This is a genomic window from Pseudomonas sp. XP2, assembly GCF_053557975.1.
Window position 1 is genome coordinate 114,852 of the sequence record NZ_JBNRIK010000006.1, and the last position, 23,731, is coordinate 138,582.

30 protein-coding genes and 2 tRNA genes are annotated in these 23,731 nt (G+C 58.5%); 13 read left to right on the forward strand and 19 right to left on the reverse strand.

The genetic code is table 11. The features are described from left to right. The first annotated feature begins 51 nt into the window (after positions 1-51). The 5 genes from modA to csrA all read left to right on the forward strand — a co-directional run bounded on the left by modA (position 52) and on the right by csrA (position 4,114). Positions 52-810: a molybdate ABC transporter substrate-binding protein gene (modA, locus tag ACK1VC_RS09480; RefSeq protein WP_060517203.1), complete on the forward strand. Its 759-nt coding sequence runs from the start codon at positions 52-54 to the stop codon at positions 808-810. Continuing rightward, complete coding sequence (gene modB / locus ACK1VC_RS09485; RefSeq protein WP_191086754.1) at positions 810-1,490, forward strand: molybdate ABC transporter permease subunit; 681 nt, start codon at positions 810-812, stop codon at positions 1,488-1,490. Before modA ends, modB begins: the two co-directional genes overlap by 1 nt. Before the next feature lies 1 nt (position 1,491). Further along, complete coding sequence (gene modC, locus ACK1VC_RS09490) at positions 1,492-2,583, forward strand: molybdenum ABC transporter ATP-binding protein (protein ID WP_016487936.1); 1,092 nt, start codon at positions 1,492-1,494, stop codon at positions 2,581-2,583. A 57-nt stretch (positions 2,584-2,640) separates the two neighbouring features. Further along, a complete protein-coding gene (locus tag ACK1VC_RS09495; RefSeq protein WP_197884532.1) occupies positions 2,641-3,663 on the forward strand; it encodes a DNA topoisomerase IB in 1,023 nt (340 codons plus the stop codon). A 253-nt stretch (positions 3,664-3,916) separates the two neighbouring features. Then, the gene (gene csrA, locus ACK1VC_RS09500; RefSeq protein WP_012051904.1) at positions 3,917-4,114 is read left to right on the forward strand and encodes a carbon storage regulator CsrA; all 198 of its coding nucleotides are present in this window, start codon (positions 3,917-3,919) and stop codon (positions 4,112-4,114) included. A gap of 36 nt (positions 4,115-4,150) precedes the next feature. Here csrA and ACK1VC_RS09505 read toward each other — a convergent pair whose 3' ends face one another. The 4 genes from ACK1VC_RS09505 to ACK1VC_RS09520 form a co-directional block, all read right to left on the reverse strand. Next, the gene (locus ACK1VC_RS09505) at positions 4,151-4,504 is read right to left on the reverse strand and encodes a response regulator (protein ID WP_016487938.1); all 354 of its coding nucleotides are present in this window, start codon (positions 4,502-4,504) and stop codon (positions 4,151-4,153) included. Positions 4,505-4,516: 12 nt separating this feature from the next. Then, positions 4,517-5,962 carry an ATPase domain-containing protein gene (locus tag ACK1VC_RS09510; protein WP_016487939.1) on the reverse strand — a complete coding sequence of 482 codons (1,446 nt, stop codon included), beginning with the start codon at positions 5,960-5,962 and terminating at the stop codon, positions 4,517-4,519. Positions 5,963-5,967: 5 nt separating this feature from the next. Continuing rightward, positions 5,968-7,128, reverse strand: a complete 1,161-nt coding sequence (locus ACK1VC_RS09515; protein WP_449117948.1) for a two-component system sensor histidine kinase NtrB — start codon at positions 7,126-7,128, stop codon at positions 5,968-5,970. A gap of 70 nt (positions 7,129-7,198) precedes the next feature. Then, positions 7,199-7,474, reverse strand: a complete 276-nt coding sequence (locus ACK1VC_RS09520; protein ID WP_016487941.1) for a hypothetical protein — start codon at positions 7,472-7,474, stop codon at positions 7,199-7,201. A 198-nt stretch (positions 7,475-7,672) separates the two neighbouring features. Between ACK1VC_RS09520 and ACK1VC_RS09525 the strand changes: the two genes are divergently transcribed. Continuing rightward, positions 7,673-7,757: transfer RNA gene (locus ACK1VC_RS09525), tRNA-Leu, on the forward strand. A gap of 104 nt (positions 7,758-7,861) precedes the next feature. Then, on the forward strand, positions 7,862-8,275 hold the full coding sequence (locus tag ACK1VC_RS09530; protein ID WP_016487942.1) for a DoxX family protein: 414 nt from the start codon (positions 7,862-7,864) through the stop codon (positions 8,273-8,275). Between the two features lies 1 nt (position 8,276). On the opposite strand, the gene ACK1VC_RS09535 is transcribed toward ACK1VC_RS09530, so the two are convergent. After that, positions 8,277-8,474, reverse strand: coding sequence for a hypothetical protein (locus tag ACK1VC_RS09535; protein ID WP_016487943.1), 198 nt, complete (start codon positions 8,472-8,474; stop codon positions 8,277-8,279). A gap of 422 nt (positions 8,475-8,896) precedes the next feature. Between ACK1VC_RS09535 and adhP the strand changes: the two genes are divergently transcribed. From adhP to ACK1VC_RS09550, 3 genes are all read left to right on the forward strand, one after another. Continuing rightward, on the forward strand, positions 8,897-9,907 hold the full coding sequence (gene adhP, locus ACK1VC_RS09540; protein ID WP_016487944.1) for an alcohol dehydrogenase AdhP: 1,011 nt from the start codon (positions 8,897-8,899) through the stop codon (positions 9,905-9,907). Between the two features lie 77 nt (positions 9,908-9,984). Next, positions 9,985-10,191 (forward strand): DUF6434 domain-containing protein, encoded by a 207-nt coding sequence (locus ACK1VC_RS09545; protein WP_016487945.1) that lies wholly within the window; start codon positions 9,985-9,987, stop codon positions 10,189-10,191. A 532-nt stretch (positions 10,192-10,723) separates the two neighbouring features. Further along, positions 10,724-10,978 carry a hypothetical protein gene (locus ACK1VC_RS09550; RefSeq protein WP_191087917.1) on the forward strand — a complete coding sequence of 85 codons (255 nt, stop codon included), beginning with the start codon at positions 10,724-10,726 and terminating at the stop codon, positions 10,976-10,978. A gap of 106 nt (positions 10,979-11,084) precedes the next feature. Here the strand turns inward: ACK1VC_RS09550 and ACK1VC_RS09555 are convergent, their stop codons facing one another. Together ACK1VC_RS09555 and ACK1VC_RS09560 are read right to left on the reverse strand one after the other, a co-directional pair. Beyond that, positions 11,085-12,359, reverse strand: coding sequence for a Y-family DNA polymerase (locus ACK1VC_RS09555; protein ID WP_191086756.1), 1,275 nt, complete (start codon positions 12,357-12,359; stop codon positions 11,085-11,087). Then, positions 12,349-12,777 (reverse strand): LexA family protein, encoded by a 429-nt coding sequence (locus ACK1VC_RS09560; RefSeq protein WP_016487949.1) that lies wholly within the window; start codon positions 12,775-12,777, stop codon positions 12,349-12,351. Before ACK1VC_RS09560 ends, ACK1VC_RS09555 begins: the two co-directional genes overlap by 11 nt. 102 nt (positions 12,778-12,879) lie before the next feature. Between ACK1VC_RS09560 and ACK1VC_RS09565 the strand changes: the two genes are divergently transcribed. The 3 genes from ACK1VC_RS09565 to ACK1VC_RS09575 all read left to right on the forward strand — a co-directional run bounded on the left by ACK1VC_RS09565 (position 12,880) and on the right by ACK1VC_RS09575 (position 14,475). Beyond that, a complete protein-coding gene (locus ACK1VC_RS09565; RefSeq protein WP_191086757.1) occupies positions 12,880-13,599 on the forward strand; it encodes an SOS response-associated peptidase in 720 nt (239 codons plus the stop codon). Between the two features lie 28 nt (positions 13,600-13,627). Continuing rightward, complete coding sequence (locus ACK1VC_RS09570; RefSeq protein ID WP_016487951.1) at positions 13,628-13,948, forward strand: hypothetical protein; 321 nt, start codon at positions 13,628-13,630, stop codon at positions 13,946-13,948. 164 nt (positions 13,949-14,112) lie between these two features. After that, positions 14,113-14,475, forward strand: coding sequence for a YceK/YidQ family lipoprotein (locus ACK1VC_RS09575; protein WP_016487952.1), 363 nt, complete (start codon positions 14,113-14,115; stop codon positions 14,473-14,475). 138 nt (positions 14,476-14,613) lie between these two features. Here the strand turns inward: ACK1VC_RS09575 and ACK1VC_RS09580 are convergent, their stop codons facing one another. The 12 genes from ACK1VC_RS09580 to ACK1VC_RS09635 form a co-directional block, all read right to left on the reverse strand. Further along, positions 14,614-14,853: a hypothetical protein gene (locus ACK1VC_RS09580; protein WP_016487953.1), complete on the reverse strand. Its 240-nt coding sequence runs from the start codon at positions 14,851-14,853 to the stop codon at positions 14,614-14,616. 86 nt (positions 14,854-14,939) lie between these two features. Next, positions 14,940-15,269, reverse strand: a complete 330-nt coding sequence (locus tag ACK1VC_RS09585) for a hypothetical protein (RefSeq protein ID WP_082421997.1) — start codon at positions 15,267-15,269, stop codon at positions 14,940-14,942. A 92-nt stretch (positions 15,270-15,361) separates the two neighbouring features. After that, positions 15,362-15,670, reverse strand: a complete 309-nt coding sequence (locus ACK1VC_RS09590) for a hypothetical protein (RefSeq protein ID WP_023047941.1) — start codon at positions 15,668-15,670, stop codon at positions 15,362-15,364. A 276-nt stretch (positions 15,671-15,946) separates the two neighbouring features. Beyond that, entirely contained in the window at positions 15,947-16,153 is a 207-nt protein-coding gene (locus ACK1VC_RS09595; protein ID WP_191086758.1) for a hypothetical protein, read from the reverse strand. A gap of 42 nt (positions 16,154-16,195) precedes the next feature. Beyond that, a tRNA-Cys gene (locus ACK1VC_RS09600) sits at positions 16,196-16,269 on the reverse strand. A 154-nt stretch (positions 16,270-16,423) separates the two neighbouring features. Beyond that, positions 16,424-17,443: a protease SohB gene (sohB, locus tag ACK1VC_RS09605; RefSeq protein WP_016487957.1), complete on the reverse strand. Its 1,020-nt coding sequence runs from the start codon at positions 17,441-17,443 to the stop codon at positions 16,424-16,426. A gap of 645 nt (positions 17,444-18,088) precedes the next feature. Next, complete coding sequence (locus ACK1VC_RS09610) at positions 18,089-18,562, reverse strand: Rha family transcriptional regulator (RefSeq protein ID WP_054903677.1); 474 nt, start codon at positions 18,560-18,562, stop codon at positions 18,089-18,091. A gap of 237 nt (positions 18,563-18,799) precedes the next feature. Continuing rightward, positions 18,800-19,801, reverse strand: a complete 1,002-nt coding sequence (locus tag ACK1VC_RS09615; RefSeq protein ID WP_054903676.1) for a hypothetical protein — start codon at positions 19,799-19,801, stop codon at positions 18,800-18,802. Between the two features lie 54 nt (positions 19,802-19,855). Beyond that, positions 19,856-20,257 carry a DUF6971 family protein gene (locus ACK1VC_RS09620; protein WP_054903696.1) on the reverse strand — a complete coding sequence of 134 codons (402 nt, stop codon included), beginning with the start codon at positions 20,255-20,257 and terminating at the stop codon, positions 19,856-19,858. A gap of 765 nt (positions 20,258-21,022) precedes the next feature. Then, entirely contained in the window at positions 21,023-21,658 is a 636-nt protein-coding gene (locus ACK1VC_RS09625) for a hypothetical protein (protein ID WP_054903457.1), read from the reverse strand. 97 nt (positions 21,659-21,755) lie between these two features. After that, positions 21,756-22,193, reverse strand: a complete 438-nt coding sequence (locus tag ACK1VC_RS09630; protein WP_135192339.1) for a hypothetical protein — start codon at positions 22,191-22,193, stop codon at positions 21,756-21,758. A 205-nt stretch (positions 22,194-22,398) separates the two neighbouring features. Continuing rightward, positions 22,399-23,679, reverse strand: a complete 1,281-nt coding sequence (locus ACK1VC_RS09635) for a tyrosine-type recombinase/integrase (RefSeq protein WP_054903458.1) — start codon at positions 23,677-23,679, stop codon at positions 22,399-22,401. Positions 23,680-23,731: the final 52 nt, after the last annotated feature.

Consider the following 23,731-nt stretch of genomic DNA (forward strand, 5'->3'; position numbering starts at 1 on the left):
CCTATCGCTATATAGTTCAGGACATAACGATAACCCCAAGGAGCTGTCTTGATGCGTATCCGCCCCTCCCACCTGGCCGCCACCGCCCTGGCCACCCTGTTCGCCTTCAACACTGCCTGGGCCGACGAAGTCCAGGTCGCGGTCGCAGCCAACTTCACTGCCCCCATCCAGGCCATCGCCAAGGACTTCGAAAAAGACACTGGCCACAAACTGGTCGCGGCCTACGGCGCCACTGGGCAGTTCTACGCACAGATCAAGAACGGCGCACCGTTCGAAGTGTTCCTCGCCGCTGACGACAGCACCCCGAAGAAGCTTGAAGAAGAAAAGGAAATTGTCCCCGGGTCGCGCTTCACCTACGCCATCGGCACCCTGGCCCTGTGGTCGGCGAAAGAAGGCTACGTAGACGCCAAGGGTGACGTGCTGAAGAAGAACGACTACAAACACCTGTCCATCGCCAACCCGAAAGCGGCACCTTACGGCCTGGCCGCCACCCAGGTGCTGGACAAGCTGGAGCTCACCGAAGCCACCAAGGGCAAGATTGTCGAAGGCCAGAACATCACCCAGGCCTTCCAGTTCGTCTCCACCGGCAATGCCGAGCTGGGCTTCGTTGCGCTGTCGCAGATCTACAAGGACGGCAAGGTAACCAACGGCTCGGCCTGGATCGTACCGGCCAACCTGCACGACCCGATCCGCCAGGACGCCGTGATCCTTAACAAAGGCAAGGACAATGCTGCCGCCAAGGCGCTGGTCGAATACCTGAAAGGTCCGAAAGCCGCAGCGGTGATCAAGTCCTACGGCTATGAACGCTGATGCCCCTGGACGCCAGTGACCTGGGTGCCATCTGGCTGACCGTCAAGCTGGCCAGCCTGACCACGCTGATCCTGCTGGTCATCGGCACCCCCATCGCCTGGTGGCTGGCGCGCACGCGCTCATGGCTACGCGGCCCGGTGGGTGCGGTAGTGGCACTGCCGCTGGTACTGCCTCCGACGGTGATCGGCTTTTACCTGCTGATCGCCCTGGGGCCACACGGCTGGCTAGGCCAGGCTACCCAGGCACTGGGCCTGGGCAGCGTGGTGTTCAGCTTCACAGGCTTGGTGATCGGTTCGACGGTGTACTCCATGCCGTTCGTCGTGCAGCCGCTGCAGAATGCCTTTGGCGCCATCGGCCAGCGACCGCTGGAAGTCGCCGCTACCCTGCGCGCCAGCCCATGGGACACCTTCGTTCATGTGGTGCTGCCGCTCGCCCGCCCCGGCCTCGTCACGGCCAGCATCCTCGGCTTCGCCCATACCGTGGGCGAATTTGGCGTGGTGCTGATGATCGGCGGCAACATTCCCGACAAGACCCGAGTGGTGTCGGTGCAAATCTTCGATCACGTCGAGGCCATGGAGTATTCGCAAGCCCACTGGCTGGCCGGTGCCATGCTGGTGTTCTCTTTCCTGGTGCTGCTCTTGCTGTACGCCGGACGCCGCGGCAAAGCTGGCTGGAGCTGACATGACCGCATCGATAGTGGCGCGCCTGAACCTGGCGCGCGACGACTTCACCCTGGACGTTGACCTGCACCTGCCCGGGCGCGGCATCAGCGCGCTGTTCGGCCACTCGGGCTCCGGCAAGACCAGCTGCCTTCGCTGCCTGGCCGGCCTGGAACGGGCCGCCAGTGCCTACATCGAGGTTAATGGCGAAGTCTGGGAAGACAGCGCCCGCGGCTACTTCCAGGCGCCGCACCTGCGCCCGGTGGGCTACGTGTTCCAGGAGGCCAGCCTGTTCCCGCACCTGTCGGTACGCGGTAACCTGGAATTCGGCTGGCGCCGGGTAGCGGCTGCTGAACGCAAGGTCAGCCTCGACCAGGCTTGCCAGCTATTGGGTATCGGCCACTTGCTGGAGCGCCGCCCGGCAACCTTGTCTGGCGGCGAGGCGCAGCGGGTGGGCATTGCCCGCGCCTTGCTCAGCAGCCCACGGCTGTTGTTGATGGATGAGCCGCTGGCGGCGCTGGACGGGCCTCGCAAGCGCGAGATCCTGCCCTACCTGGAGCGCCTGCACGACGAACTGGACATCCCGTTGGTGTACGTCAGCCATGCCCAGGATGAAGTGGCGCGACTGGCCGACCATCTGGTCTTGCTTGAACAAGGCAGGGCGGTCGCCAGCGGCCCGATCGGCGAAACCCTGGCCCGCCTGGACCTGTCGCTGGCCCAGGGCGACGATGCTGGCGTGGTGTTCGAGGGCATGGTGGTGGGGCACGATCCGCACTACGACCTGCTCGACTTGCGCCTGCCCGGCAGTAGCGGGCCGCTGCTGCGCATCGCCCACCCGGCGCATACGATGGGCAGTACGCTGCGGGTCAAGGTGCAGGCCCGGGACGTAAGCCTGGCACTGGCGGCAGACAGTACGTCAAGCATCCTCAACCGCCTGCCAGTGCGTGTGCGTGATAGCCGCCCGGCGGACAACCCGGCGCATGTGCTGGTCAGCCTGGATGCCGGTGGCAATGCCCTGCTTGCGCGCATCACCCGCTTCTCGGCAGACCAGCTCGGCTTGCACCCGGGCCAGGTACTGTTCGCCCAGATCAAGTCGGTGGCCCTTTTAGGCTGAGCATCCTGCGCTCAGGTGTTGTCCATTGATCAGTGACCCGATCAAGGCCCGCACCCTATGCTCGACTGCCCCCTGCCGCGCACGCTGCATTACGTTGACGACAGCCAGCCGGGCCTGACCCGGCGACGCTGGCGCGACCGTTTCATTTACCTGGATCCCGATGGCCAACGGGTACGCGACAGCGAAACCCTTGCACGCATCGCCGCCCTGGTAATCCCCCCGGCCTATACCGATGTGTGGATCTGCACCGACCCGCAGGGCCACCTGCAGGCAACCGGCCGTGATGCCCGTGGCCGCAAGCAGTACCGTTATCACGCGCAGTGGCGCGAACTGCGCGACGAGCACAAGTACGGGCGCATGCTGGCCTTCGCCAAAGCGCTGCCCAAGCTGCGCGCGCAACTGGAGGCCCACTTGGCTCGCCCAGGGCTGGACCGGGAAAAAGTCATGGCGCTGGTGGTGAGCCTGCTGGACCACACCCTGATCCGCATCGGCAACCAGCGCTACCTGCGCGATAACCAGTCGTACGGCCTGACCACCCTGCGCAACCGCCACGTACAAGTCAAAGGCAGCACCATCCGCTTCCAGTTTCGCGGCAAGCGCGGCGTCGAACACAATGTCACCCTCAACGACCGGCGCCTGGCCAGCCTGCTCAAACGCTGCATGGAGTTACCTGGGCAAGCGCTGTTCCAGTACCTGGATGAAGACGGCCAGCGCCATAGCGTAGGCTCGGGTGAGGTGAACCAGTTTCTGCAGCAACTGACCGGCGCGGACTTTACCGCCAAGGATTACCGCACCTGGGCCGGCAGCAGCCTGGCGCTGGACTTACTTAAACCGCTGGCCTGGGAGCCGGAAAGCGAAGCCAAACGCCAGGTCGCGGCGATAGTCCGCCAGGTCGCAACGCGCTTGGGTAATACGCCGGCAGTCTGCAGGCGCTGCTATATCCACCCGGCAGTACTGGAGCACTATGCACTGGGGCGTTTGGCCAGTTTGCCAAAAAACCGTGTACGCAAAGGCCTGGACCCCGAAGAAGTGGCATTATTGCTGTTTCTTCAGGCGCTTGAGGAACAGGATGACCATTAAGCCTGTCTATCTAGCCCATGATGCGAAGAAATTTCCCATTAGCGTCCAAGCCCCCTATCCTTGCCATCGAGCACCTTGGCCGACAAACCGTTGACGGTTTGCACCGGCCCCTGCAAGTGAAGACACGCAACAGAATTTGTCTGTCTGGGAATTCTTATCCGCCGAAAGCGTCTTTAATGAGAAGGAAGAGGGACAAGCTCCCACCGCTGCGGCAAATAGGCCGGCGGACTCTTACATTACCAAGGAGAACTACATGCTGATACTCACCCGTAAGGTTGGCGAAAGCATCGTCATCAACGATGACATCAAAGTCACCATTCTGGGCGTCAAAGGGATGCAGGTGAGGATCGGTATCGATGCACCGAAAGATGTTCAGGTCCATCGCGAAGAGATCTTCAAGCGTATTCAGGCTGGCAGCCCGGCCCCGGAGAAACACGAAGACTCACACTGAGCCCCCAGGGAACATGGCTGCGCTTGATCGCCAGGCTCAGGTGCCCAACAACTGGCGCACCTTGGCGATCATCTCGTCCATGTCGAAAGGCTTGTCGAATATGGCGGCGAACAGGGCCGGGCATCCTTGGCTGGCCTGTGCGCCGCTCATCAGAATGACCGGCAATTCGCACAGCAATGGGTCTTGGCGCATGGCACGAACCAGCTCCTCACCATTGAGCAGCGGCATCATGTAGTCGGTGATCACCAGCTCAACGCGCTTTTCCTTCAAGGCCTCCAGTGCCTTGCAGCCGTTGCTCGCCTTTTCTACCAGATAGCCTTCGTCCTCCAGGGCAAAACCAAGGATATCGGCAATCAGGTATTCGTCATCGACGATCAGGATGGTGTTCATCGGTTTGCTCCGTCACCCGCTCCCCTGCGGCACGGGCGTTCCCGAGAGCACACCACTGGCGCCTTCGAACGCCTTGCGCAAGCTAATGCCCTGCGGCCCGATCAACAGTTCGTGCAAGGCCGGGTCATGGTGACTGTCACGCACCTTGAGGATCGACAGCATGCGCCGTAGTTGAGAATCCAGCTCGACGAAGCGCATCAGCATCAGGTTGTCGACAATGCTCGACAGGTCCGGGGCCGGCGCGCTGATTTCCGCGCCGAAGATGTCGCGCATTTCCCAAGTCAACATCACGCTCACATCACGCGCACGCAGCTCGCCGGCGATGGCGCGGAAAAACCCATTGAGCCGCGCCGGATCGACGGCCAGGCGACTGAATGCCCCGAGGCTGTCAATCAGCACGCGCTTGCTGCCCTGCGCCTCGACACGTTCGAGCAGGCGCGCGCCGATCTGGTCCAGCAGGCCCTCGGTAGTCGGCTGCCAACACAACTGCAGGCTACCGTCCTGCTCCATCGCTGCAAAGTCATAACCCAGCGACGCAGCCTTGTTGCGCAGGCGTTCGGGCGTTTCATAAAAGCCGAAATGCAGCCCCGGCGCCTGCACGGTGCTGGCGCCAAGAAAGGCCAGCCCCAATGATGTCTTGCCAATACCAGAGGGCCCGATCAACAGGCTGACCGAACCCATCGCCAGGCCGCCTTCGAGCATCTCATCCAGGGATGACACACCACTGCTGATGCGCGCCGGGGTGGCGCTGCCCATCTGGCTCGGGTGGCTGAACAACGCCTCCAGGCGCGGATAGACCTGCATGCCGCTTTCATTGATAAGGCATTCATGGCGCCCCGACAACGCCGCACTGCCGCGGGTCTTGCGCAACTGGATATGCCGCACGGCGCGGCTGCCCACCAGTTGCTCACCCAACTCGATTACCCCGTCGACCATGGTGTGCTCCGGGCTGCCCTCGTCCAGCCGCGCACTGGTGAGCAGCAGGACGGTGCAGCCGGCAAAGGCCGCATGGCCCTGCAGCTCGGAGACGAATTTCTTGGTGTCCAGCGTGGTTTCGGCACGCACCCGGGCATTGAGCACACCGTCGACAATCAGCAGGCTGGCCTGCTGCCGGGCGATTTCCTGGCGCAGCAGCCGCACCACAGCATCCAGACCTTCCTGCTCAAGGGTATCGAAGGCACTGACAAACTGTATCTGATCGCCAACCAGCGTCGGGTCAAAAAAGTCCAGGGTGGACAGGTACTGGAACAGCCGCTCATGCGACTCGCTCAACAAGGTGGCGACCAGCACGCGGCCACCCGAGCGCACGTGCCCGTAGGCCAGCTGATTGGCCAGGATAGTCTTGCCGGCACCCGGCGGGCCTTGAATGATGTAGGAGGCTCCGGCTACCAGCCCCCCCTTGAGCAGCGCATCGAGCCCTTCGATACCTGTCACCAACCGCCTGAGTGCCTGCGCCATGATGCTTACCTGTCGAGTGGGCTGTTGGTCTTGTCCTGATACGTTGGCAAGTAAAGCTGCATGAAAGTTCCATGGCCGGGCTCACTGTCGACGTGGATAGCGCCACCGCTCTGCCTGGCAAAGCCATATACCTGGCTAAGGCCCAGGCCAGTACCCTTGCCGAACGCCTTGGTCGTGAAGAATGGCTCGAAGATGCGCGGCAGAATTTCTGGTGCAATCCCTCCACCACTGTCTTCCACCACGAAGCGCACAAAGCTGCCGTGCAGCCCTCCCACCTCGCCAGCCAGCTCAACCACATCGACTGTCAGACCTATCCGGCCCTCCTCTGCGATAGCATCGCGGGCGTTGAACAGCAGGTTCAGCAGCACCATCTGCAACTGCCCGGCATCCACTTCAATAAACGGCAAGTCCGCTTCCAACTGCACCTGTAGCTCTATCGAGCTGGGCAGTGCGTGCTCCAACAGGCCGCGGGTAGCAGCGACCAGGTCTGCCGGTGCGACACGCGCTAAATCGAGCTGACGGTGGCGAGCAAAGCTGAGCAGCTGCTGGGTCAGTTCAGTGCCCCGCTGCCCGGCGACGAGAATGTGCTGCAACATGCGCTCGATGCGCGCCGGGTCTTTGCTGGCGAGCGCCAGTCGCGCGGAACTGATGATGATGGTGAGCATGTTGTTGAAATCATGCGCCAGCCCCCCGGTCAACTGGCCGAGGGCTTCCAGCTTCTGCGCCTGGAACAACTGGGCGCGCACTGCATCCAGTTGCATCGCCGACTCGCGGCGGTCGGTGATGTCCCGCGTGACCTTGGCCAGGCCGATGATCTGCCCTTGGTCATCGCGGATCACATCCAGCGCCGCCAGGGCCCAGAACTGTGTGCCATCCTTGCGCACGCGCCAGCCCTCATCCTGCGCCACTCCTTCCTCCAGCGCCTGGCGCAGCAAGCGCTCAGGGCGGCCGTCGGCGCAGTCCTGGGGGGTGAAAAACAGCGAGAAATGCTGGCCGATCACTTCATCGGCGCGGTAGCCTTTGATCCGTTGCGCCCCGGCATTCCACGACACCACATGGCCAGACGTATTCAGCATGTAGATGGCGTAATCCACCACAGACTGAACCAGCTGCTCATAGCGGTGTTCAGGCATGACGGGGTTGTCGAGGCAGTCAGCTGAAACCATGAAGACTCCACTGGCACAGCGCAAGGGACATAAACGTTAGCCGAGGGTGCCCGCCAGCGGCTAGCGATGGTCAGCGTTCAGGCTCGACCAGCACGGGGCTGATGCGCCGTGGCATCGCCACCCTCAACAGCCACAGGCCAACCAGCATGATAACCCCTCCGCCCACCAAAGCCATCCACCGCTGCGGCTGTGGGTGCTCAGCATCGAAACCGAGCATCAACAGGTAGCCACCCAGGCTTATCAGGCTGAGGAACAGAAACGCGCCCAACACCATCACCTGGGCAAATAGCAGCCGCCAGAACAGCCGTGGGCGCGCCACTTGCGTGCAAGGGTCAGACCGAGTCATCGCGGCATACTCTTGGATCCAATAAAGGCGGCAACAGTGGCGTAATGACACCAAGGTGTCAATTGCCCAGTGGTCCAACCCTTCTGTTGATCATAGGTGCTGCAGTTGACTCAAATATAACAATGGGTTATAAAGCGCGCTTGATTGCAAAGCCCTTCTGCCTAGAAGCGGGCTGGTCGTCACGACCCTTTCAAGCGTGCGAGTGTGGTGGAATTGGTATACACAGCAGACTTAAAATCTGTCGGCGTGAGCCTTGCGGGTTCGAGTCCCGCCACTCGCACCAAACTTCCTCGAAAAGGCGCCCTTGCGGCGCCTTTTTGCTGCCTGCCAGCAATCCTTGGCGCAGCTGCTAAAGTGGAGCGTGTCCTCTTCCACTGGAACGCCGCCATGCGCTACTCGCTGCTAGATGGCCAACGCGACATCATTATCCTGATTGCCCGCGTACTGCTGATGATTTTGTTCGTCTTGTCTGGCTGGGCCAAGCTGACCGGCTTTGATGGCACGGTTGGCTACATGACGTCGCTCGGCGCCCCTGCCCCCATGCTGGCGGCAGCGATTGCCGTGCTCATGGAGTTCGTCGTCGGCATCCTGCTCATCCTGGGCTTTTACACCCGCCCGCTGGCATTTCTATTCGCACTGTTCGTGCTGGGTACGGCACTGCTGGGCCACCCGTTCTGGAACATGGTCGACCCCGAACGCAGCGCCAACATGACCCAGTTCCTGAAAAACCTTGCCATCATGGGTGGCTTGCTGTTGCTGGCAGTGAGCGGCCCTGGGCGTTTCTCGGTGGACGGGCGCTGAGTCAGTCGTCTTCGCAGTCATCGAACCAGGCTGGGTGATCACGCTCTTCATCATCAAGGTCATCCAGCGTTTCCTCATCTTCTTCCACTTCATCCTCGGCGCCTTGGGCATCCGCCTCGGGCTCCATGTCTTCGTAGAGAAATTCATGGTCAAGCAAGTGATCATGCTCGGGTTCGTGCAGGTCGTCTTGGTCGTGCATGCTGGCTCCTGGGGTGATGGCAGGCCTGTATAGGCTGATCAGGTGCCAAGGTCAATGTGTTCCGCTTAATCCTGGGTTAACCGGCCGGGTGCAGCCTGCAGGCTCTCCCTTCAAACGTCTTTTGCCCGCCTTTCATGGCGGGCTTTTTTATGGCCCAGGGAACACGACAGCCTCATGACCTGAGCTTCACGAAATACTCACAACCAGACCGGCACACTGACCCTGCTCCGTACGTTCTTGAAGCCCGCCGCATCATTGCCGCGGGCTTTTCTTTTTGCGACGTGTTCATGAAGCATACGCAGGGCCGCTGCTACACCTGCTAATCCAGCCGCGCATGACCTGTAGCAGTTTTGCCCGGCCCGCCAAGGGCTATGCTAACCCGGCGATAACCCAAGCTCACTCAGATAGACACGGAGGCTCTTATGAAAGCTGCTGTCGTTGCACCAGGCCGTCGCGTGGACATAGTAGAGAAAGCCCTGCGCCCCCTCGAACACGGCGAAGCGCTGCTGAAGATGCAATGCTGCGGTGTGTGCCACACCGACCTGCACGTAAAGAATGGCGACTTCGGTGACAAGACCGGCGTCGTGCTGGGCCATGAAGGTATCGGCGTGGTCCAGGCAGTCGGGCCGGGGGTTACCTCGCTCAAACCGGGCGACCGTGCCAGTGTTGCCTGGTTCTATCAGGGTTGCGGGCATTGCGAGTACTGCAACAGCGGCAACGAAACCCTGTGCCGCGAGGTGAAGAACTCCGGGTACACCGTGGACGGCGGCATGGCAGAGGCCTGCATCGTCAACGCCGATTACTCGGTCAAAGTACCCGACGGCCTCGATTCCGCTGCCGCCAGCAGCATTACCTGCGCTGGCGTCACGACCTACAAGGCGGTGAAAATCTCCAACATCCGCCCCGGCCAGTGGATCGCCATCTACGGCCTCGGCGGGCTGGGCAACCTGGCCCTGCAATACGCCAAGAACGTCTTCAACGCGAAAGTGATCGCCATCGACGTCAATGAACAGCAACTGCGCTTCGCCAGCGAAATGGGCGCAGATTTGGTGGTCAACCCGCTCAACGAAGACGCCGCGAAGGTTATCCAGGCCAAGACCGGTGGCGCCCACGCTGCCGTAGTGACTGCCGTCGCCAAAGGCGCATTCAACTCGGCCGTCGATGCCTTGCGCGCTGGCGGGCGACTGGTTGCTGTCGGGCTTCCGTCGGAGTCCATGGACCTGAACATTCCCCGCCTGGTGCTGGATGGGATTGAAGTAGTGGGCTCATTGGTCGGTACACGCCAGGACCTGCAGGAAGCCTTCCAGTTTGCCGCAGAAGGCAAAGTCGTGCCCAAGGTGACGCTGCGACCGATCGAAGATATCAACCAGATCTTTGACGAGATGCTGGAGGGCACGATCAAAGGCCGCATGGTGATCCAGTTCGAAGACTGACTATTTTCACACGCCGACAAGGCCTGTAGATTTTTGGTCTACGGGCTTTGTGCCTTTTCGCAGTCAAGGAGCAGACCATGAGCGTCGACTGGCACGCCGGGCCGATTACCCGCACCACCGCGCTAGACAAGCATTACCGCAACACGCACAAAGTGCGTCAGTTTCTGCTCAGTGAGTGCGGCCCGTCATTCCGGTTCGACCGCTCCTTTATGGCATGGATCAAAACCGGGGCACCGTCGACGATGGGCGAAGTCGCGGACGAATGGCAGCGACTCCATCGATGACAACCGGCACCTGCCCCCTGCAACCCGGACTGCGCGCCAGCCGCGTCTTTCAGCATTTTGTCCAACGATTCAACCATGCTGGAATAATCCATTTCCTGACTCCGTCAATAATGGAATTGGCTTCGGTACAACCCTAGCTTCAGAACATTTCAATCTTTGATGAGGAAGCCGAAGAAGGATGCCTCTCATGCTGAAGACCAGCGTTTCAGAGCAGAGGTTCAAGATAAGTGCCTGGGAGAGGGCACGCAGGACGCCATCCTTGAGGGGTTATGCGCTTCGATTCCAGTGAAAAGCAACGGCCAGCACAGTGAATGCCAGCACGGCCTCAGCTACCAGAAACACGCCGTAAAAGTCTTCCGAAAACATGTCAGTCATTCCGCAGATAAGCGTTGAGAGAGGGGGGGCGCCACGCATCTAACGTAACGGCCAACCTCAGAGCGATTACCCCTCTCAGAAGTTCACTGCTTTTCGCGGCTCGTCGCCCTTACCCCACCGATGTAACCCAATACACAGAAAGCGATAGCGCTTGCGCATGATATGGGCACTGGCTGCGCGTAAAGGCTCGAAACCGTCACTCAAAAAAATGAATTCGGTAGCTGCCTGTTCGGTCAAGAATAATGAACGCAGTAAATCTGACGAGGTGACAGCAATGACTATCCAAGCAGAGACACTCGCTCAACTGACCGAGGCGCTTAAGCAGCACGGCATGAACCTGGTATCAGAGGTTGCATTTACCAGAGCGCCTTACAGATACAACCACCGCTGGATCTGCATCGTAGAGCAATGACCTTTATGGCCGGCGGCTTGGAGCGAGACTCCTCCGCCGGTCCCCCTCTTCTGTACACCACACGCCTATGGAAGGGGAAGCAGACGGGGCCAAGCCGATGACAGGTTCAACATTTGACCGTCCACAGCTGATCAATCCGCGTGGTATAGGATTGGCTCATCATCTCTCTCCTCATGCCCCAGTCCGGTGTTGCCGGCACGCTGGCGGCTCGCATTGTCCCTCGCCCCCAGCGCTGGTTGATGTCATCCATCATCTGCATCAATCGGTGACATGCCACCGATTGCCTGGGCGCAAACAAGTCCCCTGAAAATTCATCTGGTTGCCGCAGGTCCATCAGCAGCACCTCTGCCTTGCTGTAGCGAAACCCTGGCCTGAAGACCTGCCCGACCGCGTCGGTAGCCAGTCGGGTCATCAGCAGCGTGTCGCAGGTTGGGTATGGCAGCTCCACCAGCGCGCCTTGTGCGTGGTGCGCCTCATCCGGGTTGAACATGCCGGTGCGAATGCTCACACGCATGCGCTTGCACACTGAGCCCTGAACCCGGAGCTTCTCCGCTGCTCGGCCAACGTAAGTGGCCACTGCCTGCTGGATGGGCGCAAGCTCTGTCAGCCGCTTGCCGAACATCCGGCTACAGCAGATTTCCTGTTTAGGGGGTTCGGCCTCGTCCAGCTCCAGGCACGGCGTGCCCGCCAGCTCGCGGGCAGTCTTCTCCACGATCACACTGAATTTCTGTCGAAGCGTGCGGGCGTCAGCCTTGGCCAGGTCCATCGCCGTATGAATGCCCATTGCCTCGAGGTGGGCGGTCATTCGCCGGCCAATGCCCCACACCTCCTTCACTTCGGTGTTGCGCAGCACCCAATCGCGCTTGAACGGATCGGTAATGTCGACCACCCCGCCCGTCTGCGCATGCAGGCGCTTCGCCGTATGATTGGCCAGCTTGGCGAGCGTCTTTGTGCCAGCGATGCCGACCCCCACGGGGATACCGGTGCACTGGAAGATCCTGGCCCGCAGCTTGCGTCCGAACTGGGTCAGGTTTTCCTGAATACCCGACAGATCGGCGAAGCATTCATCGATGCTGTAGACCTCAGTGTTAGGCACCATCGATTCGATCAGGGACATGACACGCTCGCTCATGTCGCCGTACAGCGCGTAATTACTGCTGAAGGCCATGATGCCGTGCCGACGCAGCTTGTCCCTCGCCTGGAAGTACGGTTCACCCATCTTCACGTATGGCTTGGCGTCGTATGACCTGGCGATCACGCAGCCATCGTTGTTGCTCAGCACCACGATAGGGGTCTTGGTCAGATCCGGCCGAAATACCCGCTCGCAGCTCGCGTAAAACGAGTTGCAATCGATCAGTGCAAATACCGGGTCACTGCGCATGATCGCGAACGCTGTATCGAACCACGCCCCAGATGACGAGCTCGTCGCCTTCCATGACATAGCGTGGCGGATAGGCGGGGTTTTCTGACTTCAGGATCACCACGCCGTCGCGACGGTAAAGGCGCTTGCAGACCGGTTCACTATTGACGGCGGCAATCACCACATCGCCGTGCCCGGCTTCACGGCCGCGGTCTACGATGACGATGTCACCTGAATAGATCCCCGCCCCTTGCATGCTGTCCCCCTCCACTTTCACCAGATACACATGGGGTGCACGGAGGTCGAATAACTCATCGAGGGAAATATGGCCTTCCAGATGGTCTGCAGCAGGCGACGGGAAGCCGGCCGGAACGTGGAATGAATAGAGCGGTAGTGGTTCGGTGCCGCCGGCTGGCGCACCCAATAACGTGATGGTCATGATGAAAGGCCCAGTACAGACTGTATGTATATACAGTAAATCTGGCATCAGGTGCACGGTCAATCCTGGCCAGCGAAATTTCTGACGGGCGAGAGGTGGAAAATGTGCGGACGGTATTCGATGTACGAGTCGATGGACCACTACCTGCGCCAGCTATCGCTGGATCTGGTGGTAATCAATGGCTACGACCACGCGTCCATCAGTCGCTACAACGTGGCGCCGTCGACCCGGGTGGAGGTGATACGTCAGATAGAAGGCGCGCTCAGCGTGGATCGGGTCAAGTGGGGATGGTCGCCATTCTGGGCAAAGGGAAAAAGGCCCGACCCGATCAATGCTCGGGCGGAAACGGTGGTAACGGGGAAATTTTTCAAAGGCCTGTGGCCAGGTGGCAGAGCGCTGGCGCCGGCAAACGGATGGTTCGAGTGGGTAGCCGACCCCGCGGACCCGAAGCGCAAGCAGCCTTACTACATCACAAGCGCTGATGGAGGGCCGCTCTACTTCGCAGCGCTCGCTGAAGTGCACCAGGGCATGGAGCCCAATGAGAGCGATGGCTTTGTCATCATAACCGCAGCGGCGGACCAGGGGCTCATCGACATACATGACAGAAAGCCTTTGGTACTCAAACCGGAGACCGCCAAAGAATGGCTGGACCCGGCAACATCTCCGGCGCGCGCGGCAGCAATTGTTACAGCGGGTTGCAGGCCGGCTGAGGATTTTCGTTGGTATCCGGTAGGCAAGGCGGTGGGCAATGTCAGGAATGAGGGGGAATCGTTGATTGCGGCAATAGACGGCGAAAACCATCAGGGTCAGCTAGAGTTTTGACAAGGTGAAACACCGCGAGAGAACCATCATGCTAAAACAAGAAGCAGACGACGTGATTGAGCGTATCCGTGACGATCTGAAAAGGCACGGAGTGCTGATCGGCTACGATCCAGAATTTACCAGTGCTGAGTTCGGATGCGACCTGGATTACCATGTTGCTCAGGTTAGAGAAGACCCGAACAATCATGTATTGCGTATCGCGATACATGACGAAGGCTTGTGGGCCCAGCTCCGGCAGGGGGCGGTGTATCGCGGTATTGTCAGTGATTGCCAAGGGAAGCTCTTCGGCATACCTATTCTGATAGAGCCCAGAACCGATGCGTCCTACACCATTCAATACAAGCTTTAGGCGTCACCAAGGTTGTCTGGCGCAAGCCTGTGCCCCCTGCAGAGTGAGCTGTGCGATTCGGTGAAGCAGGGGGCAATCGCTACCGCGAGTCTTGGCCAAACCCGCACGACGCGGGGGCATTCATTAATGCGCTATTATCCGGCCATCACCAAGGAGATGGTCTGATGAAACAGCTGTGGACGGGATTGGCGCTGCTCATGATGCTTGGCGGTTGTGGGACGGTACGCACCGTTTCCAGTGAATCAAAGGCCATGGGCGACCTGGCTGAATGGAATTCTTATTGCCCCGCTATCCCCCGGATGTATAGCGGGGTCGCCTACCAGTTTTGCAACTTGACTGGACCTGAAAGAACGGGAGTACATTCAGACCCCTATCAAATTCTGGTAGATATGGCTGCGTCGGGCGTGGCTGATACGCTTGTTCTGCCCTACACCAGCTATCAGCAATACAAGCTCGGCAATATGGTGATACCAAGCTTCAGCCCACAGATGAGTCAGCCATCGGATCAGCCTGGGCCGTCGAACTGATAGTGATCTCGGGGCTGTAATCGCTCAGGGCCTGCGCGACACAGGCGCGGCTAGCTGGGGGACAGCCGGGTTGTGCAGCATGTACCGCGCTGCGCCACCCGATCACCGACCTCGGCGAACGCGCCTGCCAGGCCAAACTCAACTTTTCTGACTTTCCACGTACTGTTCCGCCATAACCTTCCCTTCGAGAATGGCTTCTGTCGAAGAGGAGAATGGGCGGCTCACACGCAGGGTTCGCGCCGTTGCACCTGGTTTCCCTACTTCAACCAACATCCCGGTTGGAAATTCAACGCTCGACTCCCACAGCACGTAAATCGATGCCTGGTAACCGAGATAGGAATGCACGTAAAGGTCATGACTGGTGGACTGAAGGCTCATCACTTTCTCCAACTGGGCGCCTCGATGCGCGTCTGATAGAGATACGACTGATGCGATCTGAGGAGCGTTCCGTTTTCCCGGCATCGTTATCTGTGAAGACGCGAACCTCTGCGGGGAAGGGGTTCAGGCCCTGGTGCTTTTGGCGCCGGAAACGCCTGTGCGACCCAGCCGTGAGCACGCTCGATCGCCCAAGCAATCGCTACAGACGGTTTTTGGCCACAGCAGTTTGGGTGAAGCTCTTCAAGCAAGAGCACGCCTTTTTCTCCATAGATACCCAAGAAAAGTTGAGTAGCGTTTTCAGGCGAGAGCCGCGCCTGGATGTTGATTAAAGTGCCGCAGGTCAGGCGCTCATCGTAGTTCCGAAAATACATCTCAGGATTGGCCCACTCCCAGTAGACTTTGCCGCGATTGCGCATGGAAAGGACCTTGAGCTCAAATTCTTGACTGGCGGGACAGCATACACAGCTGTTCCACCGAATCCACTGCAGAAGCTCTGCGTTACATTTTTTTACAACTGCTTTTCGGTTGAACCGGTGATGGCGCCCATTGCCACCCCTTCAATCGCCACGCGGCGAGCCAGGCCCACGCCCCATGCCAGCGCCCTGGTCATCGACTCGCCAGGCCGAGAGTTGAATGCCTCTTCGTACAACGCCATCCCTGACCAAGCATAAACCCCCAAGAAAATCTGCGTCCCGCCAGGTCGGCAACGCCTCACCTGAACGTCAATGCGAGTGCCGTCACTCAGTGTTTCTTCATGACTTTGGTGGTGCAACGCCGGTTCAGCCCAAGCCCAGTACACGTGGCCCCTCATTCGCATATAGCTCTCCGTCATCGCCGGTGGGTGGTTGATGTAACCAGGACTGGCAGACCCCTTCATTTGTAATTAGGCCTATCCAACTAGCTTGACCACCGACCGCGAACAAAAGCTCATTTTTTCCGCTGCCCCCTCCAGCAGCAGCACCGCTCTGATGGTTCAGGATTTCATGCCAACGCGATCTGAAATCGATATTGCCAGGGTTCCGGTTGCGGATGCCGCAGGCGTGTTTACAGATTTATAAGGCGATCACTGGGGCTGGCCAAGTCATCGACGACGCTACGGGACGATCCAGAATTGCGGCATCTGGATTAAGCGCGGCCACTGGATGAACAGCGCCAAGGTCGCGCGGATCTCAGAGGTCGAGCCTTTCGACGCGCTCGCGGGATTGATGGAGATGTTCAGCGGGGGGGTCAGTCCCGGATCAATCACCGCGCAGCGCAGCGGGCACAGGATCCGGAAACGGTGCGGCTTTTTTAGGCGCAAATAAAAACCCCGCAGACGTTAATCTGCGGGGCTTTCGAATGGTGGAGGCCGAGGTCGGAATCGAACCGGCGTAGACGGATTTGCAATCCGGAGCATAACCACTTTGCTACTCGGCCTCAAAGGTCGGATCTAGCTGCTTGCGCTTTGCTATCTCCTTGAAACGCTGAACCTTTTTCAAAGTTTGCTGCGTTTCGATGGGCGCCATTATGTCTTCATTCTTTTAACCTTGCAACCCCCTGAACGAAAAAAAATTTCAACGGGTTCAAGGTGTTAGCGCAGGCGGCCGAGTTTACTCCACAAGCCCACCACTGTGTTCTCCACCGCACCACTCGCCGCCATGCCGATTCGCTCTTGCAGGCTCTTGCGTTCGGCATAGTGCAGGTGGAACAGGTTGGCGTTGCGCGCGCGGGCGCTAAGGTACTCGTCGCTGGTCTGCAGTTCGTCCACCAGCTGGCGGTTGAGTGCTGCCACGCCCAGCCAGACTTCGCCTGTGGCCACTTCGTCAATGTGCAGTTGCGGGCGATAGCGGGCAACAAAGTCCTTGAACAACTGGTGGGTAACGTCCAGGTCTTCCTGGAACTTCTCCCGGCCCTTGTCAGTGTTCTCGCCAAACACGGTCAGGGTGCGCTTGTACTCGCCGGCGGTCAGCACTTCGAAGTCGATATCGTGTTTTTTCAGCAGGCGGTTGACGTTGGGCAGCTGCGCCACCACCCCGATCGAACCCAGTACGGCAAATGGCGCACTGATGATTTTCTCGCCGATACAGGCCATCATGTAACCACCGCTGGCGGCCACTTTGTCGATGCATACTGTCAGCGGTATGCCCGCTTGACGAATGCGCGCCAGTTGCGACGCCGCCAAACCGTAGCTGTGTACCAGGCCACCACCGCTTTCCAGGCGTAGCACCACTTCGTCACGCGGGGTGGCGAGGGTTAGCAGCGCGGTGATTTCGTTGCGCAGGCTTTCGGTGGCAGAGGCTTTGATATCGCCATCGAAGTCCAGCACGAAAACCCGGCCCTTTTCCTCGGCCTTGCCTTTCTTCTGCTGTTTTTCCGCCTTGGCCTGCTGCTTGCGCAAAGCCTTGAGCTGAGCCTTGTCGAGCAGGCCGGACTCCAGGCGCTCGCGCAGGTCCTTGTAGAATTCGTTCAGGCGGGTGACCTGCAGTTGCCCACCCGGTTTGCGCCGCCCCTTGCTGCGCAACCCGGCGATAGCCGACAGCACCACGAGGATGGCGATGACCAGGGTGGCGGTTTTGGCGAGAAAGCTTGCGTATTCGGCAAGAAACTCCACAGTAGTCCTCAATGCCCGGAATTAAAGGGCTACGCTACCATGGCTTGTGACACTTTGGTACGGTCTTGTGACATTCCGAAGCACTTGAGGCAGGCTCAGCGGCGCACCTTTCGGGCTTTCTTCTGGGTCCTTATCACCTGCCCGTGAGGGGTCCCTATCGCGCCTACGGGCACCCATGCGAGGGCCTACGGGGGAACCTGCGCGGGAATGATTGAATAGGTGACCTTTCAGATTTTTCTGTCGGATTCTCAAGGGGGCCTATGCGACCACAACCAGAACCCCAGTTGAACGGCCAGACAGACCCAGTAGAGGGCCTGTAGGTGGTCCATGGGGTTCTCCTTGAAGGGTTAGAGTGACTTGTGAAAGCGAACGTCTGTGAGTTCGTGTTGCAGGGCTACCTCAAGGAGGCGCTCATAGGTATGCGGCCACCTCCCTTGAGATTGGTCATTAGAAGCGCCTGATTGAAGCAAGGCATAGCATAGCGCCGCATGTGGTGTCAGAGACTCGACAGGCACCTTAGTGACTACCCGTTTGCCCTTGTAGGTGTAGCACAGTGTGACACTCATCGCGGGACCTTTTTGTGGGCAACTTAGCTATTGAGCATAGCCCGTCACGCTTCGTTTGAGGAAGTATCAATCAACGACCTCAGCGGGCCTTGAGACGCCTTGCAGCGGCCTTGATGTCCCTCATTGCGATTCGATAGTTGTCCTTCTCTCGTTCGAGCAGGTGAACCACAGCAGCCTGTATCGACACACGTTCAAACCCTGAGCCTTCCAGTTCAAGCCAGCGCTTGACGATCATGTTGGACAGCTTGAAGGAATACCGGGAGAGCAGCGTAAAGGTCAGCTCTTTGTCGAGAATGGTCAGCGGTAATAACTTGCTTTGACTGGACTGGTAGCTGGCCTCGACCCATTGAGGTGCCCCCAGATTTGGGGTCTCCCTTTCCAGCTCGTTGAGCATCTTTCGGATGTCTCTGAGTACATGGTCATGGCGCTTACCGGTGATCTCGGCGATCTCCAAGGACGACATACCGGGTAAGCCGTTGAGAGTCGTTGAGGATACCGCTCCGGCCTTGGAGATGTTCTCGAAGATGGTCGCTGTATTGGTGGTCATGGTCATAGTCTGTTTTCCTCTTGTTTGCTCCCTCAAGTTCGCTCCCACCGGCAGCCGAAAGACCCGACCAAGGGTTCTGCCGGTGGCATGAAGGAACAAACAGAAAGACTTTCGGTTAGATAGATGCCCAGCGACGGGCGATGATGCGGATAGGTGAAGCTGTGCCCCTGCCGGTCCCTCTTTAGGTCCGGCCTTACGGGGCTATCAGGGTTTCCCTTAGATCAGCTCAGGGTTTCCCTTAGATCAGCTCAGGGCAATGCGAGTGACCAGCGGGAACGGCACTTGAACGGTCTGAAGACGATCCTCGGTCAGAGCTACCTTGACCATGCCATTGGCGATGATGTCCACCACAGCCACGATCTCAAGGTCCCAGCCTTGGGCGTTTGGGTTGCGAGTCGCTTCAATCTTCCAGATGCTACCGTCTTGGCGCTCACGGTAGCTCAGCGAGGTGAAAAGCTTGGGCAACATGAAGACGCCGTGGTCAGTGCCTGTATACGGCTGTACGCCTGCGCCAATGAGGTCCTCGATAGAGTCCTGACCAGCACGTTGAGCAGCACGCTCAAGAACAGCCACCAGTGACACGGGCAGCAGGATCACGAAGTCGCTCAGCGAGGTCCCTACAGTCTGGTTAACGTGGGTCGTGAGGATGTCGATGAGGTCCTCAGCGATCTCAGCAGGCTTACCCGTTGGTTTGGCCTCAGAGACGCTCTCAGTGCTTGGGGCAGTCGCCAAGATGGCAGCGACCTTACCGGCTGCGCTGTGCTCAATGTCACGAAGCATCTTGTCAGCGGTTTGCTCCATAGACTGGACGGTGAAGCCTGCCATCAGGTTGTGGTCAAAGATCGTAGCTCGGTGGCTGATGACCAATGCCTTGTCGGTCGCCTCGGTGAAGATCACAGAACCGGCCAGGACCTCGCCCTTCTCGACGGTCTGGTTATCCCAGTTCTTACGAGGGTCGAAGGTGACAGAGCGGTCGGCCATGGTGATGATTTGTTGCCCAGTGGCCTCAGAGCCAGCCGGACGGAACTCGCAAGGGGTTGCCTCCATGGCAGCCTCTCGCCACTCATCGCCGTTCAAATAGTCCTCAGCGGCTTCCACAAGGGCTTCCACATAGACGGACACATCGGTGGCCGCTTGGGTCTCAGGTCGAACATCGGCGGTGTTGAATCGAATCGACCCAGTGTGCTCATCGGTGATGGCGGTGGTGTAGGTCGATGGCTTGGCGTACTGGAATGGTTGTTTCATGATAATGATTCTCCTGAATAGATGAATGAAGTGTGTGTGTCGAGGGAAGTGCTGTTACCAGCCACCGCTATTGCTACGACGAGCAGCCAGAATTTTCTGACCATGCTCACGAATGGCAGCGTTTCGGGCTTCCCGATCAGCCTTCGCTTGGGCGATCTCTCGGGGCGTATGCTCACGGCACCGCTCAGCATGGGCATTGGCCTCAGCCTGTTTACGGGCCTTCTCTTGGGCGTCCTCGTACTGATGCTGGCGGTACTCTCGGGCAACTACAGGAATCGCTTGGAGCGACAGACCGGCCTCATCGAACGCCTTAACGATCTCGAATTGCTGGCCCTTAACGGTCCCGCATTGGGCGACCAGCATGGGCAGCATGATGTTCTCGACGTACTCACGGTTCAGGGTCTGGCCCGACACGGTGACTTCGTTCTTCAGGACTTTCGTGATAGTGATTTTCATGGTTTGGGTTCTCCTGTGAGGTGACCCATTCGCTCAGCCTTGGTGCCATAGACGCGCACGACAAGACGGCAAGGAGTGAGCCGCGTGGGCACCTTCCAAGGCTGACGAATGAGTTCTTGATTTGAGTGGTGTTGATGACGGATCAGGACATGGCGGGCCTGAAGGGCATCGGTATTGCGAAGGGTTCAACCGTGGCAACGGCTGTGCAGCAATGGCAGAGAGAAATTATTTTGTTGTTGGTCTTCCTGTCTTACCCATAGTGAGGGTTTTTAACGACAGTCTTGACGGACATCTTTAAGTTGTGAGTGAGATTCCCTCAGAGCCACTCAATGGAATCCTCAAGTGAGTCGAGGCGATGGCTTGAAGACACAACCCTTGTTCAAGTAGTTGATTCAAACGGTCGAGAGTCTTTTGGGGGCACTTAGCGAGGACCCGTTGGGCCACACCGTCCATATCGAAGGTGACCTGTCCAGCCTTGTAGGTCCTGAAGTTGGAGCGATGGTCACTAAGGGCACGACGCAACTCGATGAGCTGGGTTCGAGCTGGTCGAGGGAATACAGTAGACAAGACTGACATATCTTGTTCGGTGAGGCGTGAGTTAGCTGGGCAGACAATGCTGGTCATGTTGGAAGGTCTCCTTTGAGGTGTTCTTAAAGATGCCCTTTGAGATGAGGGGAGTTGTAATTAACAACCCCTCTCCCTCTGGGTCTGGTCGATGCTTTGACCTGAAGATGGTCGTTGAGATTTTCTTTATATTATCCGGCGTTAAGTCGCTAAGCCCCGGAATAGAGCCTCTGCGCCTACCTCAGCCACAATCTCAGCCTTGATGTCTGGGTGTCTCTCGACATACGAAGCGATCCCATGGGCAGCGTGTCGAGCAGCCTTGGCGATTCGCTGGGCGGTCCTCAAGGAATACTCATTGGTCTTACAGGCGTCCGCTGTGATCTCCGAAAGGAACAACGCACCGATGACCGCTCGTGCCTTGACGTTGATCTTTCCGTTGGTGACTCCGGCACTGGTGATGATTGACCCGGTAATGATGTCGTCTACCCATGGCAGCGGATCGGGAATCGCAAGGAGGTGCATGTAGGCTGCGACAGGGTTAGCGAAGGTGGCCTTTGGGCGTCCACGGCCTCGCTTGGGTTCATCGCTTGGGGTCTCTTGGGGTTGCCCTTGGGTGCCGTTGGTCAGGCCCTTGGCGGCTTTCTGTTGGTCCTCAGAGAGGGACTCATCGGCACGACGCTCAGCGGCCCATGCCTGATACTGGGCTTCGAGGTTTGCGGGTCGTACCATGTCCTTGCGGCGGATGACCTCGCCAGTGATTGGGTCAATGTGAAGGATGGTGCCGGTTTCGTGATCGACGTGGCGGTGTAATGGTCCGGGTTGGGTGAGCAGGGTCATGATAGTGGTCCTCATATGGCCGCTGCGAACGTGCAGCCATAGTGAGGGTTTTTACGACACCTACTTACGAAACAGCTTTAAGCTCAAGCCTTGCGCTTCAGCTCTTTTTTAAGCGAGTCACACAATTAACCCAAGAATTATTAAACACCTTGGTATACTCCGCCACTGCAACATCTTGATCTGGACTGTACTCAAACGATGGTGGCTGACCTTGCTGAATGTTGGCGTTTCTAATTAGATTCCTGAGGTAGGCATGATAATGCGGATTAGCTTGCATCGCGTTAGCTGTTTCAATTGACGTGCACTCACATACTGAAGACGGGCTAATCCTCAAATGATTTAATGCATCACTTTTCGCAGAGTCGTTCTGTATAGTGATAAAGCAGAAGTTAGAGCTTGTCTTTTTAGTTAGCCCATACAACTCATCTTCAACCTGCCCCCCCAACGCCACCACAGGGAGCACCAGGATTGCCGCACAAACTATTTCCCTTGCATTCATTGATCGACCTACAATTCTTAAGTTTTCTTTCAACATGGGCGCGAAGCATCTTAAGAAAAACCTTTTGAGGCGCTTTCACTTCCCTGTACAAGCAGCTTACCTATTAGTCTGGCTTGATGGCAATTTGATTTTAACGGATATCTAAACGGAACGCCTCCACAAGCACTTCAAGGAGAGCCGCTTAGGAGCCCTCTGTAATCCGGCATTTAGGTCTTTGTGGTGCTCCCTGAGACGCGCCCCGTTATCGAATCATCCCCAGCGCCTCGACCATAAGGCCCCTCGAAGCAGCCGCATTGCCCCCGTAGACATCGAATGCAAGTGACCCAGAGCTGTGCCCCAAGATGGCCTGGACGATCCCCACAGACACGCCAGCGGCCTTCAGATCGGACGCCATAGAGTGCCTCAACGAGTGGAACGACAGCCCTCCCCCGGTCTTAGTGCCCAGCAGGTCTCGGATCATCTGATTGGTGAGTTGATCGAAGCCACTCTTGGACTGAGTGAACAACCGCCCTTGGGTCTGCGAGAGTTTCTCAAGGTGGTCCTCTGGGATTCCCAGCAGTGGCACTGTGCGACGACTGAATGAGTTCTTGAGGGTCTTCCCGTCCTTGTCGTTGATGTCCATGACCCAGTGACCGCCATCCTCATAGATGTCACTGCCGGTGAGCTGGTGAATCTCTCCAATGCGTGCCCCGGTGGCAACCCCAAGGGCAATGACAGATGCTTTCCAGTCGTTCCCAAGGTTGCCCATTGCCCAGTCATGGAGAGCCTTTAGGTGGTCCCCAGTGAAGGCTGTGCGGTCGCTATCCGCCCCTTTGGTGATAGTCAGCTTCTTGGAGTAGTCACGCTCAATGAGACCCGTAGCCACAGCCCAGCCAATGACAGTGGAGGCATGGGTCATGACCTTGTTAACAGAGGATGGCTTACGACCATCAGCCAAGAGAGCATCACGAAGGCCCACAAAGGTTGCCCTTGTGTGCTTGGACATATCGGTGTCCCTGAGGTGCGCAACGATGGTGCTGGTGCTGCTCTTCCAGTTCTTCAAGGTATTGGCCGACTTGTCCCCGCCACGCTCAGCCTTGAAGGCTTCGTAGAGGGACTGGAATGTGGTCGTAGAGCTGTCCGTGGAGAGCGACTTACAGATAGGGACAGGGACAGGCACAGGCTCACGACTATCGACATCTCCTACTTGATTAACACTGCCTATAGGTCCCTTCAGGTCCCCATTGAGCAGCTCGACCAGCTCTCTCAGGTCTCCGCTGTGCCGCCCTTGAGCAGCCTCCAGAACCCTCTGAGCCATCAGAACGGCCTGCGCTTGGGCTAACCTCATGGGCATCGTCTCGGCTATCTGAGCGAGGTTCTCGGAGACCTCAGACAGGACCAGCCCATAGGCTTCGCCTTGTGGGTTGCCCAAGGCTTCCTCAGCGATGTCCCGAAGGTTATCCCGTAGTTCCCCCCAAGATGCCTCTGGGTTGTCGAGGTGGAACGCTTTGAGGGTCTGAAGCAGGTGCTTGGCAGTTGTCATGGCAGCAGGTCGATTGGTGGTCTTGAGCGAGATCGTGCAGGAGGTGTGGCAG